Below are 16,985 nucleotides of genomic sequence, written 5' to 3'. Positions count from 1 at the left end.
GGTTGTCAGCCGCTCCGCGCCGGGGCAGGTGCGCCCAGGTCCGGTTCCCGCCGCCCGGCTCGCGGGACTCACCGAAGCCCCAGGCCCCGCCGCACGACCGCACCACCGCGGCCATGAGCAGCGCCGCCCGCCGCCGGGCCTCGCAGTGGGCGGCGATCCGGGGGTGGGCGTGGGGCTGCGCATGCAGTTCGGCGGCCGCAAGGTGGCGCGCGCACAGCTGGAGCACCTTGCCGATGCGGCCGAGCGGGAGAACGTCGTCCTGCGCGTCCTGACCTTCGAAGGGGGCGGCTTCCCCGGCGCCGGGCAGACGGTGAACTACCTGGAGGGTCCCGTCCCACGGCTGGACACCGTGCAGGTCGACAGCACGCACGGCCCAGACTTCCTGCACACGGAGGCCCAGTTGTCCAAGTACCGTGCCCAACTGGACTGGATGGAACGTCTCAGCCTGACGCCGGAAGCGTCCCGCGATTTCATCCACCGACTGGCCCGTCAACTCTGAGAGGCAACCGATGGCCGACATCGTCTGGGAAGAAGCTTTCTGCGGCGAAGGGGCAAGCTGCTACCGGATCGGGGTGGACGACGACGGCAACAGCTACATCGCCGTCGCCGGCGCGGAGACCTCGTACCTCACCGACAGTACGGACGCCCTCCGCCAGCTGATCCGGGACATCAAGGCGGGCAAGGCCGACCACCTCCTGGCCGACTGAGCCGGGCCGCCCCGATCTGTCAAGCCCCGAACGTCAGGGGCATGACGCGGCGCGCGCGCACGGGCCTAATCGATGCATGGGACCACACAGACGAAAAGCGTCTGTCTCACCGGAGGTGAATCACCATGACTCGCACATCCCGTATGCAGCGCATCGCCCTTCTCACGGCCTCGACCGCCTTGGCCGCAGGTGGAGCGCTCCTGCCCTCCACCGCATTCGCCGCACCGGCGCCCTCGGCGGCTTCGGCGGCGACCAGCCACGGCGATCACAATAACTGCAACGACTGGTACTGGTACTGGACCTGGGACTACTGCCGCGGCTACGACCACCACCATCACAACCACAAACACGACCACCATCACCACCATCACCACGACCGCTGAGGCGGCCACGTGAAAGAGGTCCGGGCCGGACGAGGTATCCATCCGGCCCGGACCTCCGCACGCGCGGGTCCCCGACTGAGCTACTCCCCCTGGAGCGCGTAGAAGTCCGCGCCCAGCTGGTGGAACATGCCCGCCACGTCCAGCTGGTCCCAGTGCTCCGCCAGCAGGCCGTTCTCGACGCGCCAGATGTCGATCGACTGGAAGTTCAGCGTGCGGCCGGTGGCCGGTATGCCGAAGAAGGGGCCCTGGTGGGTGCCCGAGTACTCGAAGCGGCCCGCGATGCGGTCGCCGTCGACGATCAGGTCGTGGGCGACGACCTTGACGTCCGGGAAGGCGTCGAAGATCGACTGGAAGAACGCCGTGTTCGCCTCGATGCCGTCCGCGACGATCGGGTTGTGGTCGATGTGGTCGGCGGCGGTGTGCTCCGCCATCGTGCTCACGTCGTGGCTGTTGATCATGTCCACGAAGCGCTGGACGAGGTCCCGGTGGTTCTCCGACATGGGTGTGTCTGCCTCTCTGTACGGCTCGCGTCGCCGATCGCTGCACACCGACGATCCGCACTCCCGGTGGAGCCCCTCTGGAGCACCGGTCCACGGCGACCCTCCACCGGGCCCCACCGGAGCCCCGCCGCACCCCTCACCGCACCCCCCACCGAACCCCCACCCCGGCTCAAGTGGCCGCTTCTAGCCTCTGGTGCCATGAAGGCTCTCGTACTCTCCGGCGGGGCCGGAACCCGCCTGCGCCCCCTCACCCACACATCCGCCAAGCAGCTCGTGCCCGTGGCGAACAAGCCGGTGCTCTTCTACGGCCTGGAAGCGATCGCGGACGCAGGCATCACCGAGGTCGGAATCGTCGTCGGGGACACCGCCGACGAGATCCGCGAAGCCGTCGGCGACGGCTCCAAGTTCGGCATCGAGGTCACCTACATCCCGCAGACCGCGCCGCTGGGCCTCGCCCACGCCGTCGTGATCGCCCGGGAGTTCCTCGCCGACGAGGACTTCGTCATGTACCTCGGCGACAACTTCATCGTCGGCGGCATCTCCGACCTCGTGGACTCCTTCCGCGCGGAACGCCCGACCGCGCAGATCCTGCTCACCCAGGTCTCGGACCCCAAGTCCTTCGGCGTGGCCGAGCTGGGCCCCGACGGCCGCGTGGTGGGCCTGGAGGAGAAGCCGGAGGTCCCCAAGAGCGACCTCGCGCTCGTCGGCGTCTACCTCTTCACCCCCGCCGTCCACGAGGCCGTGCGCGCCATCAAGCCCTCCTGGCGCGGCGAGCTGGAGATCACCCACGCCCTCCAGTGGCTGATCGACGCCGATCTCGACGTCCGGTCCACGACGATCTCCGGCTACTGGAAGGACACCGGGAACGTCAACGACATGCTGGAGGTCAACCGGTCCGTCCTGGAGCGCGCCGAACCGCGCATCGAGGGCCTGGTCGACGCCGCGAGTGAGATCATCGGCCGGGTGCAGATCGACGAAGGCGCCCAGGTCACGGACTCGCGCATCGTCGGCCCCGCCGTGATCGGCGCGGGCAGCGTGATCACCGGCTCGTACATCGGGCCGTTCACGTCGATCTCCCGCGACTGCACCATCACCGACAGCGAGATCGAGTTCTCCATCATCCTGGACGGCTCCTCGGTGCGCGGCGCGAGCCGCGTGGAAGCCTCGATCATCGGCCGCAACGTGGAGGTGACCCCCGCCCCCCGGGTCCCCGCGGCCCACCGTCTCATCCTCGGCGACCACAGCAAGGTGCAGATCTCCTCATGACCACAGACGCCACACGCATCCTCGTCACCGGCGGGGCGGGGTTCATCGGTTCGCACTACGTCCGTACGCTGCTCGGGCCCGCCGGCCCGGGGGACGTGGCGATCACCGTGCTCGACAAGCTCACCTACGCGGGCAATCCCGCGAACCTCGACCCGGTGCGCGCGCACCCCGGGTTCCGGTTCGTCCAGGGGGACATCTGCGACGTCGCGCTCGTCGCCGAGCTGGTGGCCGGGCACGACCAGGTCGTGCACTTCGCCGCCGAGTCGCACGTGGACCGCTCCATCCTGGGCGCGGCCGAGTTCATCACGACCAACGTGCTCGGGACGCAGACCCTGCTGGACGCGGCGCTGCGCCGCCCCGGCGGGCCCGTGCCCTTCCTGCACGTGTCCACCGACGAGGTGTACGGGTCGGTGGCCGAGGGGTCCTGGCCGGAGACCGATCCGCTGAGGCCGAATTCGCCGTACGCCGCCTCCAAGGCCTCCTCGGACCTGGTGGCGCTGTCGTACCACCGGACGCACGGCCTGGACGTGCGGGTGACGCGCTGCTCGAACAACTACGGGCACCACCACTTCCCGGAGAAGGTCATCCCGCTGTTCGTGACGAACCTGCTCGACGGACTGCGCGTGCCGCTCTACGGGGAGGGGCTCAACGTCCGCGACTGGCTGCACATCGACGACCACGTCCAGGGCCTGGAGCTGGTGCGCACGGGCGGCCGCGCGGGCGAGGTGTACAACATCGGCGGCGGCACCGAGCTGAGCAACAAGGAGCTGACCACCCTGCTCCTGGACCTGGCGGGCGCGGGCTGGGACCGGGTCGAGCACGTCGCCGACCGGCTCGGGCACGACCTGCGCTACTCCGTGGACTGCACGAAGATCTCCACCGAGCTGGGCTACCGGCCCCGCAAGGACTTCGGGCAGGGTCTCGCCGAGACCTTCGCGTGGTACCGGGAGAACCGCGCCTGGTGGGAGCCGCTGAAGCAGAAGGCCGCCCTGTGAGCCAGTGGCTGGTCACGGGCGCGGACGGGCTGCTCGGCCGGGACCTGCGGGCGGCGCTGGAGGCGGCCGGGCAGCCGGCCGTGTGCCTGGGGCGCGCGGAACTCGACGTGCGCGACCGGCGGGCGGTGCGCGCGGCGATCGCGGCGCACCGGCCGGTGGTGGTGGTCAACGCGGCGGCGTACACGGACGTCGACGCCGCGGAGACGCACGAGTCGCAGGCGCGGCACGTCAACGGCGCGGCGCCGCTGCACCTGGCGAGCGCGTGCGGGGAGTTCGGGGCGCTGCTGCTGCACGTGTCCACGGACTACGTGTTCTCCGGCGAGGCGCGCGTGCCGTACCCGGAGGACGCGCCGCCCGCGCCGCGGACCGCGTACGGGCGCAGCAAGCTGGAGGGTGAGCGGGCGGTGCTGCGGCTGCTGCCGTGGACCGGGTTCGTCGTGCGGACGGCCTGGCTCTACGGGGAGGGCGGCGACAACTTCGTCGCTGCGATGATCAGGCTGGAGCGGGAGCGGGAGTTCGTCGACGTCGTCGAGGACCAGCGGGGTCAGCCCACCTGGAGCGTGGACGTCGCCGACCGGCTGGTGTCGCTGGGCCGGGCGGCCCGGCTCGGCGCGGCGCCCGGCATCTACCACGCCACCAGCGGCGGCGACTGCACCCGGCTGGAGCTGGCGCGCGAGGTGTTCCGGCTGCTGGGCGCGGATCCGGGACGGGTCCGGCCCCTCGTCGGCCCCCTGCCGGGTGCGCGGCGGCCCGCGTACAGCGTGCTGGAGCGCGGCCGCTGGGAGGCGGCGGGCATCGAGGTGATCCGGGACTGGCGCGAGGCGCTGGCGGCGGCGATGCCGGCGCTGACAGGTGCGCGGGTGCTGGCGCCGACCTAGGGCGCGGTGCGACCGGGCGAGGCCCTCGGCCCGGTGGGGAGGCGGATGGCCTCCCCACCGGGCCGAGGGCGCTGCGCGCCTCAGCCGCGGGTGCGCGGGCGGGTGTTCGCGGTCAGCAGGGGCTCACGTAGCCGACCCAGTCCCAGGACGCGTACGGGTCACCGACGGGTCCGCCGGGTGAGGTCCAGCCGAGCTTGCCGTCGTGACCGTAGAACTTCACGCGGTACTTGGAGGGCTGGTTGTTGTACCAGGACCCGGTGCCCCTGTACCCGATGGCCACCTTGCCGCAGTCGTAGAGCCCCCACATGGTTCCCGTGTACTCGGGGCCGGGATACAGGCACACCCAGCCCCGCGCGCAGGGATCCGCGAACGCCCCGTCGGTCCCCCGGGCGTTCAGGTTCCTGGCGCGCTGCTCGCCGGGCAGGGGCAGGACCATGACGCCCTTCCCTTCCACCGCGATCGTGTTCGCGGCCACCTGCCGGCCGCCGGTGGCGGCCAGTTCGGTGTCGATCCGGCGCTGGAGTTCCGCCGCCCGGCCCTCATCCAGACCGGCGGCCCGGGCCTGGGCCGAGAAGTCGGCGTGCGCGGAGGCGGGCGCCGCGGAGCGGATGCTGGCGTCCGCCGGGCCCGCGAGGGCCACCGCGCCGAGGAGCGCCAGACCGAGCGCCGTCAGCCGTGTACGAAACAAGGACACGAAGTCTCCCATCGTCATCGGGGCGGGCCGGCCGGTCCACGCAATCGTCCCCGTACGGACCGGCCGGCCCGGGAGCGGAGCACCGTCGGCACCGCTCGCCCCGAAGACTGGCGGCGGGCGCGCTTTGGCCGCCCGGGCCCGGAGGCGTTCGCGCAGGTGGCGGGCGGTGCGATCGGCGGACAACGGGGTTGTCCGCCGGACAACGCGCTCAGTCCGCCGCGGTGATGGAGCCGGCCGTGAAGCCCAGCGGAGTCCACCCGGTCCCGCCGCCCGTCCAGCGGGAGACCTCCAGGCGGCCGTCGACGCGGTAGACGGAGTCGGGGCCCACCGCGAGGCCGACGCCCGCGCCGCCGATGGGACTCCACACCCCCGGCGTCCCGCCGTACGCGAGGATCTGCCCGGTGGCGGCGTCGACGGCGAAGAGCCCGGCGCCGCCCGCGTACAGGTTCCGTGCCGGACCGCCGATCCGGCGCCAGTTGCTGCCCTTGGCATCGCCCTGCCAGATCTCCTGGCCGTCGGGGGAGATACGGGCGACGAAGTCGGGTCCGACGGCGAAGTCGGAGCCGGGGCCGCCCGCCTCCAGCCACGCGTAGCCGTACCCGGAGTAGCGGAACAGGCCGCCCGTCTGCGGGTTGGTCGCGAAGAGGCCGGCGCCGCCCGCGTACAGCCGGGTGGCCGCGCCGCCGATCGGGATCCACTCCGCGCCCCGGCCGGTCCACCGCATCACCGCGTTGCGCTGCTCGGTGATCGCGTAGAGGGCCTCCCCCGCCACGACGAACTGCTCGCCGGGGTTTCCGATCTGGGACCAGGTGCTGGACGGCTCGTCGTACTTGAGGATCCGGCCGTCGCCGGCGCTGGTGGTGAAGACCCCGGCGGCCCCGGCGTAGACCTGGTCGGCCGCGGGGCCGATCACCTTCCAGGCGCCGTCCCGGGCGGTCCACCGCAGCACCGTGCGGTGGTCCGGCGATACGGCGTAGGCGCTGCCCGCGGACTGCCGCGCGGGCGGTGGCGCGACGGCGGTGGGAGCCGTGGTGGAACCCGCCGTGGCGGGCGGGGTCCGCGGCGGGGCCGGCGGTACGGGCGCGGGGGCGCGCGTCGGCATCGCGGACGGGGACGGCGTGGCGGACGCGGACGCGGACGGTGTCGGGGCGGCGCTCGGGGCGAGGGGGCGCGAGTGGGGCCGCGCCTGCGGCGCGCCGTTCGCGGACACGGTGCGCTGGCGGCCGAGCAGGACCCCGGTGAGGGCCACCGCGGCGACGACGACGAGGACGGTACAGATCGCCAGCACCGCGAGCAGGGGCCCGCCGGCCGGTGGCCGCGGCGGCACGGGGACGGGGAGCGGGGCCCGTACGGGGACCACGGGAAGCCGGTCGACACGGTCGAGCGGGGCGGGGCCGAGGCGGTCCAGGCGGTCCAGAACGACCCCCTCCAGGGCGGCGGAACGCTCCCGGCCGGCCCGCGTGCGCTCCCAGAGCCAGTGCGCGTCCTCGCGCTGCTGGGCCACGAGGTGGTGCAGCCGGACCAGTTCGACGGATACCGCCCGGTGCGCGGTGGCCGGGAGCGGGGCGCGGCCACCGCCGTCGCCGAGCGGCGGCGGGTCCGCGGGCGGGAGTGCCGGGAGCATCCGGTCCGGCCGGGCACCCTGGTCCGGCGCGCGGGCTTCGGCTTCGGCCACTGCCCGCCGTACGGCTTCCCCCGCCTCCCGCGCGGCGATCAGCTGGTCGAGCGCCTGCTCGGGCCGCACCCGCAGGGGCTCGGCGGCCGCAGCGGCGGAGGCGCCCCCGTCCTCCGGGCCGACCGGGTGGTCCGGACCCTGCGGGGCGGCTTCGGCCTGGTCCCGGAGCGCCGTCATCAGCGCCAGCAGCCCCTCCACGAGGTGCCCGGACGCGGCGAGGTCGTCCTGCGCGCGGCGGAGCGCCTCCTCCAGCCCGGACGGCACCGCGCCCTCGGCTCCCGCCTCCGCCTGCCCACCGGCTTCCGCACCCGCCTCCGCCTCCGCCTGCGCGGTCAGCGCCTGCCCGTGCAGCCGCCGGGCCCGGGCCAGCAGCTCCCGCCCGCGGCCGGGATCACGGACGCGGTCCTCGACGACGATGCCGAGGCGGCCCAGCGGGATCACCCGGGCACCGGAGCGGTATTCGCTCCAGGCCGTCTTGCCGCCCCCGAAGCGCTGGGCGAGTTCCCGCACCGTCATGCCGCGTGTCACGTCCCGCAGCAGCCCGGCCAACTCGTTGGCCGCTTGCGAGCGGCCCCTCGGTGCCCCTTGCGGACGTCCTGTCCTCGCCATGCCCGTTCGCCCCCCTGCTCTCGGCGGGCACAGGGAACAGGACGGGGCCGCTCATGTCCATCGCACGACGTCGCACCTGTCCGGTTTCCCCTCCCCGGCGGGGGGGCGAGCCGGCGCCGTTCAGTGCGCGATGGAGAGGCCGAACGGGACGAAGCCGTGCCGGGTGATGAAGGGGCCCAGCATCAGGACGGTCCATTCCAGCGCCCGTGCGGTGTAGAGGCCGCCGAGGTCGAGGATCCATGCGCGCGGCCAGCCGAGGTCCCCGAGCAGCGCCGACAGTTCCTCCTTGGCGTGCGGGTCGTCGCCGGAGAGGAAGGCGGTGGCGGGGGCGGGCAGGATCCGCGGGGCGGTCATCACCGAGTGGTCCATGGTGTTGAGGGCCTTGACCACCCTCGTCCGGGGCAGGACCCGCTGGATCTCCTCCGCGAGGCTGCTGTGCGGGTAGAGGGGGGCGACGGGGAACCCCTCGGGGCTGCGTTCGGCGGCGTTGGACACGTCCACCAGGACCCGCCCGCGCAGGGCGGGTTCGAGGTCGCGCAGCAGGGCGACGGAGACCTCGCCGGGGGTGGTGTTGAAGACGATCGAGGCGTGTTCGGCCGCCTCGGCGTGGCCGGTGAAGCGGACGCCCGCGGCCGGCGCCGGGTCGTCGGCGGGGCGGGGGCGATCCGGCCGGGTGGAGCCGGTCAGCACCCGGTGGCCGGCGGCGGCGAGCCCGGTGGCGAGGCTGGTGCCGACGGCCCCGGAGCCGAGGACGGCGATGTCCGTCACGGGCGGTGGCCGGGCCCGTAGGAGGCGACGGCCTGCTCGTACGTGGGCAGCAGGCCCAGCGCCACGGCCTCGGCCAGGGTCGGGGCGAGCGCGTCCTTCTCGGAGCGCACCAGCGGCTCGGAGGTGTTCCACGGGATGCCGAGGGCGGGGTCCAGGGCCTGGATGTCGACCATGGTGCCCGGTACGTACTCCTCGGAGCAGAGGTAGTTCATGCAGGTGTCGTCGGTGAGCGCGAGGAAGGCGTGGCCGAGGCCGTCGGCGAGGTAGACGCCGATGCCCGACTCGGCCTCCTGCACGGTGGTGTCGAACATGCCGAAGGTGGGCGAGCCGACGCGCAGGTCGACCACCACGTCCAGGGCGGCGCCGCGCACGCAGGTCACCAGCTTCGCCTGGCCCGGGGGCAGGGTGGTGCCGTGGATGCCCCGCAGGGTGTTCCGCGAGGAGACCGAGAAGTTGACCTGCTTGACGGTGAAGGGCTGGCCGCTCAGTTCGGTGAGTTCGCCGATCCGCCAGGCCTCGAAGAAGCGGCCACGGTTGTCGGTCAGCTGCGACGGCGTGATCCGGAAGGCGTCCCGGACCTTCATCTCCTCGATTGCCATGCTTCCTCGGTTCGTTGTCGGCGGCGTGAACAGCGGGCCGTCCGATCCTCGGGGCACCGGCTCCGGCCGCGCTCGAACCGGGGTGGAGCGCGCCGGGCACGGCCGATGGCCCCCGCGGTCGGACGCGGGGGCCATCGGGTCGTACGGGAGCGGACCGGTCGTCAGCGCACCGGCGCGGGGGCCGGCTTCTCCGCGGACTTCTTGCCGCCGGAGACGGCGGGCGCGGCCTGTGACGGCACCGCCGGCGCGGAGCGCTCGGCCACCGGCGCGGCGGCGGGCTGTACGCCCTTGCCCTTGCCGGGGGCGATCAGCATGGACAGGGTGGCCAGCGCCACCCCGATGGCGCCGACCCACATGGCGGGGACGAGCCCGTCCACGAAGTTCTGCGGGGAGGCGTAGCCGCCGTTGGCGCTGAAGATGGAGGCCAGCAGGGCCACGCCGAGCGCCGCGCCGACCTCACGGGTGGCGGCCGTGACACCGGAGGCGATGCCCTGTTCCTCTTCCTTGACGGAGCCCATGGTCAGGTTCATCAGCGGTGCGTAGAAGAGGGCCATGCCGGCGCCGCAGATCATCAGGGAGGGCAGCTGGGCGACGTAGGAGACGTTCGGTTCGAGGATGAAGGCCCAATAGACCATGCCGCCGGTCATCATCGCGAGGCCGAGGGTGACGACGGGCTTGCCGCCGATCTTGTCGGAGACCATGCCGCCGATCGGGGCGACGACCATCGGCATCGCGGTCCAGGCGAGCAGCCGGACGCCGGCTTCCATGGCGCTGTAGCCCTGGATGCTCTGGAGGAACTGGGTCATCAGGAAGATCGCGCCGAACATGCCCACCGACATCAGGGTGCCGGCCAGGTTGATCGCGGTGAAGGCCCGGATCTTGAAGAGGCGCATGGGGACCATCGGGTGGGCGGTCTTGTTCTCCCAGACCACGAAGACGCCCATGACCGCGACGCCGCCGATGAGGGAGGCGAGGACGACGGGTGAGGTCCAGCCGTCGCCGTGGCCCTTGATCAGGCCGAGGACGATGCCGAACAGGCCGATGCTGGCGAGGATCGTGCCGACGGCGTCGAGCCGCGAGTTCGCGACCTTGCTCTCGGCGAGCTTGCGCCAGGACATCGGGGCCAGGGCCAGGCCGATGGGCACGTTCAGCCAGAAGATCCACTGCCAGGAGATGTGCTCGACGATCGCACCGCCGACGAGCGGGCCGGCCGCGATGGACAGGCCGTTGACGGCGCCCCAGATGCCGAGTGCCGTACCGCGCTTCTCGGCGGGGACGGCGGCGGTCAGCAGGGTGACGGAGAGCGGCATGATGATGGCCGCGCCGGCGCCCTGGATGGCGCGGAAGGCGATGAGTTCGTTGATGCCGGGCGCGAGCGCCGCGGCGGCCGAGGCGCCCGTGAAGAGCAGCAGGCCGAGGACGAACATCCGGCGACGGCCGAAGCGGTCACCGAGGGCGGCACCGAACATCATCAGGACCGCGAAGGACAGGGTGTAGGCGTTGACCGTCCATTCGAGATCGGTCAGGCTGCCGCCGAGTTTCTCCCGGATGGTGGGCAGCGCCGTGATGATCACGAGGTTGTCCAGCCCTGCCATGAAGGAGGCGAGGCTCGTGGTGAGGATGGCCCAGAAGACCACCCCCTTTGCTCCACCGGCCGAGGCTGGGGGGTTGACGGTGCTCATCCGAGCATCCTTTCTGGAGGCAATGTCAGTAGGAGATGCTCATAACTCATCCGTGACACAGGCCGTTTCGGCGCTCACGACGCTACGGAACCGGACTACAGCCCTCCTCGATTCGTGGTGGACCCGGGGACGCACGGAGCCACCCTCCCCGGAACGGGGAGGGTGGCTCGGGTCCGGCGCGTGCGGGGGAGGTCAGGCGAGCTGGCGCTGGAAGGTCGCCATGTCGAAGTACAGCGTCTCGTCGACCAGGACGTCCCCGTCGAAGTGGAAGAACACCGCGACGGGGGCGTCGATGGACTTGCCGAGGTTGGGTATGCCCCGGTAGTCCGCTTCCTGCTTGCCGCGGGCCTGGGCCTCCAGGATCACGGCGGTGGGGGTGTGGTGGACGTGGTGCAGGTCGTGCTCCAGGTTCGGGAAGGCCGCCTTGAGGTCGGCGAAGTAGCCCTTCTTGATGGCTTCCTCACCGATCAGCGGGCCCTCCTCGAAGGCCTGGATGCGGTAGATGCCGCCGCGCGGGAAGGTGGCCAGGACGCCGTCGATGTCCCAGGCGATCTCGGCGACCGTGTGCGCGAGGACGACGGCCTCGCGCCGCTTGCGCAGGTCGGCGTCGGGCTGCGGGAGATCCGCGCCGGGCAGGGTGAATTCGTGCTGTTCGGTGGCCATGACCGTTCCTCCGCGCGTCGACCGGCTTGATGTCGCAGACGCTAGGGCCGCGGCCTCGTGTCCCGCTCGAACGCCAGGGCGGACGGGCCGGTCGGTCGGACGGGGGGCCGGGGGGCCGATCGGCGGCCGGTCAGGCGTGGGCGCGGGCCGGCTCCGTGCGCTGCTGCTGCGGGGGCTTGTAGGAGGGGCGGTATCCGCAGGCCAGGCCGACCGGCGCGAGCAGGGTGCACAGCGCCATGTCGAGGGCGAAGGGCCGGCCGGTGACGACGCGGTACTCGTCGCGGAAGCCGAGGGCGAGCAGCGGCATCTGCAGGGCGGGTCCGGAGGCGCTGAGCCGGCCTTCGTTGGCCAGGCCCCACAGCGTCTCGAAGACCTTCTCGGTCTGGTAGGCGGGGGTGGTGCGCCAGACCATCCGGGTGGTCTCGGGGCCCGGGTTCCACATGGAGTGGCGCACGCCCGGCGGGATGTAGAACTCGGCGCCCTCGGTGTACTCGTGTTCGACACCGTCCAGCTGGAGGACGATCCGGCCGCCGCGGACCTGCATGACCTCGGTCTGCTTGGGGTGGTAGTGGACGGGCGGCTTCAGGACGGCCGGGGCGTACTCGACCTCGACCTCGACGTAGGCGCCGTTGGTCTGGGAGGCGGTGGTGAGGAAGGTGAGCCGGTCTTTTCCGAGCTGCAGGGTGTCTCCGGGGCGTGCCATCGGATGCCTCTCCTTGGTGTCCGGGGGGGTGGTCAGGGCGAGGGGGTCAGACGGTGGTGGTGCTCGGCGCGGCGGCGGCCGCCGTGCCGGCTTCGGCGGGGGCTCCGGCGGGCCGGGTGCGGCGCTTGCCGGGGAGTCCGAAGTAGGCGTTCAGCAGGTTGAGCACGCCGATGCCCACCGCGATCCAGAATCCCAGGTGCAGTCCGTCCACCCAGGCGATCGCGGGGATCCGTCCGTCGGCGAGTTCGCCGTTGGTGCGGGTCATGGCGCTGGTGGCCACGGTCGCCACGCCGAGCGAGGCGCCGACCTGGAAGGCGGCGACCAGGACGCCCGAGGCGATGCCCTGCTGCTCCTGCGGGATGTCGGACACCCCGTGGACGTTGACCGGGATGCCGCAGCACTGCATGGAGGCGCCGAGGACCAGCAGCGCGGGCAGCACGTCGAGGAGGTAGTTCCCGTCGTGCGGCGCCCGGGTCAGCAGGACCAGGCCGATCACGGAACCGATGGCGCCGAAGAGGTAGACGGGGCGGGGCCCGGACCGGTGCATGATCCGGGTGGCCGGGGCGGTGATCAGGATGGCGATGATGCCGAGCGGCAGGAAGGCGAAGCCGGACTTCAGGGTGGAGTAGCCGAGGCTGCGCTGGAGGTAGTAGCTGCTCAGGAAGAGGACGGAGGCCTGGACCCCGCTGGTCAGGACGCGGCCGACGCCGGCGGTGACCAGGGAGCGGGTGGCGAAGAGCTGGAGCGGCATCAGCGGGTCGGCGACCTTGCGCTCGACCACGACGAAGGCGACCAGCAGGGCCACCGCGGCGACGGCCGGGACCAGCACGTACGGGACGGAACCCCAGCCCTTGTCCTGGATGTTGACGATGGCGTACACGAGGGAGGCCAGTCCGCCGGTGACGGCGACGGCGCCCAGCACGTCGGGCGTGGAGCGGCTGGTGGACTCGGTGCGGCCGCTCGCCAGGATCAGCACGCCGACGACGGCGACGACCCCGAAGGGGATGTTGATGTAGAAGATCCAGCGCCAGTTGAGGCTGTCGGTGATCAGGCCGCCCGCGATGACGCCGAGGGTGCCGCCGAGCCCGGCCAGCGCGGCCCAGATGGCGAGGGCGGTGGTGCGCTCCTTGCCCCGCGGGAACATCGTGGTGACCAGGGACATCGCCGCCGGGGACAGGAACGCCGCGCCACACCCCTGGAGGGCGCGCGCGGCGATGAGCAGGCCGGTGCCGTCGGCGAGGCCGCAGAGTAAGGAGGCCGCGGTGAACAGGACCGCGCCGAGCAGGAACGTACGGCGGCGCCCCCAGCGGTCGGCGGTGCGGCCGCCGAGCAGCATCAGGCCGCCGAAGCACAGGATGTAGCTGGTCAGCACCCATTCGATGCCGGTGGCGGTCGCCTTGAGGTCGGACTGGATGGCGGGCAGCGCGAGGTTCACCACGGTGGTGTCGAGGAGCACCATGAACTGGGCGAGGGCGACGAAGACGAGCAGGCGCCATCGCCGGGGGTCGGGCGGGGTGTCGGTTCCCGGTTCCCCGGGGGACGCGGCCGCTGCCTGGTCCTGGATACGGGGTGCGTTCTTCTCGGTGTTCATGGCTCCCTCTCGGGTGGGCCCGCCGCTCCCGGCCCCGCGGCCGGGAGCGGCGCAGTCCGGTCAGGCGGCAGTGGCCTCGATGTAGCTCAGGGCGTTGTAGATGGTCCGGTTCGGGTCGGTGATGGCGCGGCGGCCGTGCATGACCCGGGTGTTGTCGATGACGGCGGCGTCGCCGTCCCGCCATTCGAGGTTCTCGGTGATCCGTGCGGTCACCGACTCGACTTCGGCCAGCAGCTCTGCGGACAGCTCGGTCCCGTCGGCGAAGGTGATCGTCGGCTTCTCGTAGTTGAAGGAGGGGCCGAGGATGCTGTTCGCGAACGAGCGCCGCTCGCCGAAGACGGTGCTTGCGGCGGCGGGGGTGCGGAAAGCGTAGCGGATGCCGCCGTCCGCCTCGGCCTGGATTTCGGTGCCGGGCAACTGGCTTGCCAGCGCCAGGAGTTCCTCCACCTGGATGTCCTCGGCGGGCTTGGTCTTGCCGAGCAGGTGGTGGGCCATGGCGCGCCACTGCTGCTCGCCGACGTAGCGGCTGTAGACGATGTCCTGGGCGGCGAAGGCGCCCCGGGCCTCGGGGCTGAGGGCGTCCCAGACGCGGTAGCCGTCGCAGACGGTGGTCTGGGAGCCGGAGGAGGCGGCCTTCTCGCAGAAGAACCAGGCGACGTGGGCGCGGAAGGGGCTGTTGCCGTTCTCGGTGTGCAGGCCGACCTCGGCGAATCCGGCGTCGACCTTCTGGGCGACCTCCGAGTAGAAGTCGCGGGCCGGGTCCAGGGTGGTGGAGGTGGAGGTGGCCTGCACCAGGGCGGTGAAGGAGTCCATGTCGGAGGGGGTGAAGCCGCGCAGCAGCAGGAATCCCGCCTCGGCGAGCAGGGCGCGCAGGGTCGTGGGGTCGATGTCCGCGAGGCTGCCGCCGTCGACGGGCTCGACCAGCAGGCCGCTGCCGGTGCCGTAGGGGGTGGTCTTCACTGCGGTGCTCACTGCGGTTCTCACTGCCGTGCTCATGCCTTCTCCTCGGTCGTGTCCCCGGCCGGGGCGCTCTGGTGCCCTCGCAGCACGTGGGTGCGGATGACGTCACGGCGCGGGCGTCCGGTGACGGTGAAGCAGGTGGCGTACTCGGGGTCGTCCTCGGACATGAGGTGGACGACGGCGGCGCGTTCGATGCCGGAGAGGCGTTCGGTGCCGAAGGCGTCGATGCGCGCGCGGGCGGTGTCCTGGTCGAGGCCGGCCTCGATGACGAAGAGGCCGTGCACCTGGTCGAGCCCGTCGGCGACGATGGCGGCTTCGCGGACGAAGCCGAGCTCGCGGTAGCGCGCTTCCACCCATTCGGGGGACACGTTGCGGCCGCTGGAGGTGATCACCATGCTCTTCTTGCGGCCGGTGATGCGCAGGTAGCCGTCCTCGTCGATCTCGGCGAGGTCGCCGGTGTGCAGCCGTCCCTGCTCGTCGACGACCACGCTGGAGGGGTCCTCGCGGGTGTAGCCGGCGAAGAGGGAGGTGCTGCGGATCAGCAGTTCGCCGTCTTCGGCGAGTTCCGCCTGGACGTGGTCCAGGGGGCGGCCGACGGTGCCGAAGCGGACCTGGCCGGGGAAGTTCCAGGAGACCACGGAGGAGTTCTCGCTGAGTCCGTATCCCTCGTGGACGGTGACCCCGTAGGCGTCGAGGCGCTGGAGGATCTCCGCGGGCACGGGCGCGCCGCCGCAGGCGATGAAGACGGAGCCCTCGTGCCCGAAGATGCGCCGGCGCCGCTCGGGGATGCTCTCGCCGGGCTGCTGGTCGCTGAGGGCGAGGAAGAGTCCGGCGACGGTGGGCGGGACGACCAGGGCGGTGGGGCGAGCCTGGCGCAGCAGGCTCAGCATCCGGGGGGCGGCGTCGGCGGCGGTGCCGACGAGCGCGGTGCCGGGCGGCAGGAAGGAGACCGAGCCGCCGGCCAGGAAGGGCATGTAGAGCCCGGCGACCTGTTCGATGAGCAGGCTCAGCGGGACGATCGAGAGGTAGCGCTCGAAGACGGCGCTCTCGGTGCGGGCCCGCAGGGAGGTCAGGAGCGCGTCCAGGCCGTGGCGGCGGATCTGGACGCCCTTGGGGGCGGAGGTGGTGCCGGAGGTGTGGATCACCTTGATGACGGCGTCCTCGGCGGGCACCGCGGGGTGGGGGATGCCGGCCGCCGGGGTCTCGGCGAGCAGCGCCTTGATGTCGACGGCGGTCACCGGGCAGCTGTCGGGGAGGACGCCGGGCCCGCTGTCGGCGGCCCAGCGGGCCAGGGCGCGGGCGCCGCCGTCGTCGACGTAGCAGAGGTCCGCGGTGTCGAGGAGGGAGGCGGCCTGTTCGGCGGCGAAGGCGGTGGGGACCGGGACTTCGACGGCGGCGGCGAAGAGGGCGGCGAGGTCGGCGACGACCCACTCGGGGGAGTTCTCGGCGAGCAGCCCGACCTTGGCGGGGCGGCCGTGCGCGGCGGCCCAGCGTTCCAGGTGCCCGGCGAGGACCAGGGCCGCGCCGATGATCTCGCGGTAGCTCCAGGTGGTGCCCGTACCGCCCTCGCCGGACAGGACGCGGACCATGACGGCGTCGCTGCCGGCCCGGTCCAGGAGGCCCTGGGCGAGGGAGACGGGCTCGTTGTCATGCGGCACGGGAGAGCACCTTCGCCTGCGGGCGGTTGCTGAGCAGCCGCATGTCGACGGATTCGAAGCAGTAGCGGCCGATGGCGGCGAGCAGCAGGGTGCTCTGGTCGACCGCCTTGGCGTAGCCGACCATGGGCCGCGTGTCGTAGTACGAGCCCCAGGAGGCGACCTCCTCCGGCTCCAGCCGGTCGGGCGAGGCGTCCGCGAGGGGGTGGAAGACGCAGCCGAGGCGCTGCATGAGCTCGGCGAGCCGGCCGGTCATCGTCATCACCGCGTACGGGCGTCCGAGGCAGGCCATGACCAGGGGGATCGACTTGATGATCTCGCCGCCGGCGGAGGCGCGGATGGAGGCGATGTTGCCGATCTGGAGGACCTGGTGGCGGCCGACGGGGTCGCCCACCTCGGCCGCGATGACCTCTTCGATCGGGGCGTCGAGGTAGCGCTCCAGCAGGATCGGCTCGTCCTCGGGGAAGGAGAGGCCCGCGCAGGCGAGGACCTGTTCGCGGCCGTTCTCGTCCTCTTCGAAGAAGGCGAGGAAACCGTCGGGGTCCGGGTTGATGGTCGCCTGGTACTGCTTGGCGAACACCCCGCGGGCCATCTCCCTGGCGACCAGCCAGTCCGGGGTACCGCGCTCGGACAGCGTGATTCTCATGGGTGGTGCGC

General features: G+C 72.4%; 17 protein-coding genes and 1 pseudogene. 6 read left to right on the top strand and 12 right to left on the bottom strand.

Features of this window, described 5'->3' with window-relative positions:
* Positions 1 to 175: 175 nt before the first annotated feature.
* The 3 genes and pseudogenes from ABZY31_RS10900 to ABZY31_RS10890 form a co-directional block, all read left to right on the top strand.
* Positions 176 to 499 (top strand): annotated as a pseudogene (locus ABZY31_RS10900) (Scr1 family TA system antitoxin-like transcriptional regulator); the annotation flags it as partial.
* Between the two features lie 10 nt (positions 500 to 509).
* Complete coding sequence (locus ABZY31_RS10895; RefSeq protein WP_356407456.1) at positions 510 to 707, top strand: hypothetical protein; 198 nt, start codon at positions 510 to 512, stop codon at positions 705 to 707.
* Between the two features lie 125 nt (positions 708 to 832).
* Complete coding sequence (locus tag ABZY31_RS10890; RefSeq protein WP_356407453.1) at positions 833 to 1,090, top strand: hypothetical protein; 258 nt, start codon at positions 833 to 835, stop codon at positions 1,088 to 1,090.
* A gap of 80 nt (positions 1,091 to 1,170) precedes the next feature.
* Here ABZY31_RS10890 and ABZY31_RS10885 read toward each other — a convergent pair whose 3' ends face one another.
* Positions 1,171 to 1,590, bottom strand: a complete 420-nt coding sequence (locus ABZY31_RS10885) for an ester cyclase (RefSeq protein ID WP_356407450.1) — start codon at positions 1,588 to 1,590, stop codon at positions 1,171 to 1,173.
* A 198-nt stretch (positions 1,591 to 1,788) separates the two neighbouring features.
* On the opposite strand from ABZY31_RS10885, the gene ABZY31_RS10880 reads away from it, so the two are divergent.
* Genes ABZY31_RS10880 through rfbD form a run of 3 tightly spaced genes read left to right on the top strand, consistent with a single transcriptional unit; the run spans position 1,789 to position 4,729 of the window.
* Positions 1,789 to 2,856 carry a glucose-1-phosphate thymidylyltransferase gene (locus ABZY31_RS10880; protein ID WP_356407448.1) on the top strand — a complete coding sequence of 356 codons (1,068 nt, stop codon included), beginning with the start codon at positions 1,789 to 1,791 and terminating at the stop codon, positions 2,854 to 2,856.
* Positions 2,853 to 3,851: a dTDP-glucose 4,6-dehydratase gene (gene rfbB, locus ABZY31_RS10875; RefSeq protein WP_356407445.1), complete on the top strand. Its 999-nt coding sequence runs from the start codon at positions 2,853 to 2,855 to the stop codon at positions 3,849 to 3,851. The genes ABZY31_RS10880 and rfbB overlap by 4 nt, the downstream gene beginning before the upstream one ends.
* Positions 3,848 to 4,729, top strand: a complete 882-nt coding sequence (gene rfbD / locus ABZY31_RS10870) for a dTDP-4-dehydrorhamnose reductase (protein ID WP_356407442.1) — start codon at positions 3,848 to 3,850, stop codon at positions 4,727 to 4,729. Before rfbB ends, rfbD begins: the two co-directional genes overlap by 4 nt.
* 112 nt (positions 4,730 to 4,841) lie before the next feature.
* Here the strand turns inward: rfbD and ABZY31_RS10865 are convergent, their stop codons facing one another.
* The 11 genes from ABZY31_RS10865 to ABZY31_RS10815 all read right to left on the bottom strand — a co-directional run bounded on the left by ABZY31_RS10865 (position 4,842) and on the right by ABZY31_RS10815 (position 16,974).
* Entirely contained in the window at positions 4,842 to 5,423 is a 582-nt protein-coding gene (locus tag ABZY31_RS10865; RefSeq protein WP_356407440.1) for a hypothetical protein, read from the bottom strand.
* Between the two features lie 208 nt (positions 5,424 to 5,631).
* A complete protein-coding gene (locus ABZY31_RS10860) occupies positions 5,632 to 7,707 on the bottom strand; it encodes a hypothetical protein (RefSeq protein WP_356407437.1) in 2,076 nt (691 codons plus the stop codon).
* Positions 7,708 to 7,827: 120 nt separating this feature from the next.
* Positions 7,828 to 8,475 carry an NAD(P)-binding domain-containing protein gene (locus ABZY31_RS10855; protein ID WP_356407434.1) on the bottom strand — a complete coding sequence of 216 codons (648 nt, stop codon included), beginning with the start codon at positions 8,473 to 8,475 and terminating at the stop codon, positions 7,828 to 7,830.
* Entirely contained in the window at positions 8,472 to 9,074 is a 603-nt protein-coding gene (rfbC, locus tag ABZY31_RS10850) for a dTDP-4-dehydrorhamnose 3,5-epimerase (RefSeq protein ID WP_356407431.1), read from the bottom strand. The genes ABZY31_RS10855 and rfbC overlap by 4 nt, the downstream gene beginning before the upstream one ends.
* Positions 9,075 to 9,235: 161 nt before the next feature.
* Positions 9,236 to 10,756 carry a DHA2 family efflux MFS transporter permease subunit gene (locus ABZY31_RS10845; RefSeq protein WP_356407428.1) on the bottom strand — a complete coding sequence of 507 codons (1,521 nt, stop codon included), beginning with the start codon at positions 10,754 to 10,756 and terminating at the stop codon, positions 9,236 to 9,238.
* Positions 10,757 to 10,948: 192 nt separating this feature from the next.
* Entirely contained in the window at positions 10,949 to 11,419 is a 471-nt protein-coding gene (locus ABZY31_RS10840) for an ester cyclase (protein WP_351051401.1), read from the bottom strand.
* Positions 11,420 to 11,549: 130 nt separating this feature from the next.
* Positions 11,550 to 12,122 carry a cupin domain-containing protein gene (locus ABZY31_RS10835; RefSeq protein ID WP_356407425.1) on the bottom strand — a complete coding sequence of 191 codons (573 nt, stop codon included), beginning with the start codon at positions 12,120 to 12,122 and terminating at the stop codon, positions 11,550 to 11,552.
* Positions 12,123 to 12,168: 46 nt separating this feature from the next.
* Positions 12,169 to 13,713, bottom strand: a complete 1,545-nt coding sequence (locus ABZY31_RS10830) for an MFS transporter (protein ID WP_356407422.1) — start codon at positions 13,711 to 13,713, stop codon at positions 12,169 to 12,171.
* A 60-nt stretch (positions 13,714 to 13,773) separates the two neighbouring features.
* Complete coding sequence (locus ABZY31_RS10825) at positions 13,774 to 14,685, bottom strand: TauD/TfdA family dioxygenase (protein WP_356407419.1); 912 nt, start codon at positions 14,683 to 14,685, stop codon at positions 13,774 to 13,776.
* Between the two features lie 20 nt (positions 14,686 to 14,705).
* A complete protein-coding gene (locus ABZY31_RS10820) occupies positions 14,706 to 16,331 on the bottom strand; it encodes an AMP-binding protein (protein WP_356407417.1) in 1,626 nt (541 codons plus the stop codon).
* On the bottom strand, positions 16,321 to 16,974 hold the full coding sequence (locus ABZY31_RS10815) for a thermostable hemolysin (RefSeq protein ID WP_356407414.1): 654 nt from the start codon (positions 16,972 to 16,974) through the stop codon (positions 16,321 to 16,323). The genes ABZY31_RS10820 and ABZY31_RS10815 overlap by 11 nt, the downstream gene beginning before the upstream one ends.
* Between the last annotated feature and the right edge of the window lie 11 nt (positions 16,975 to 16,985).

Source organism: Streptomyces sp. NPDC006529, assembly GCF_040611795.1.
Classification (GTDB): domain Bacteria; phylum Actinomycetota; class Actinomycetes; order Streptomycetales; family Streptomycetaceae; genus Streptomyces.
Note: the sequence above shows the minus strand (reverse complement) of the source record. Positions and strands in the feature narration are given on the sequence as shown.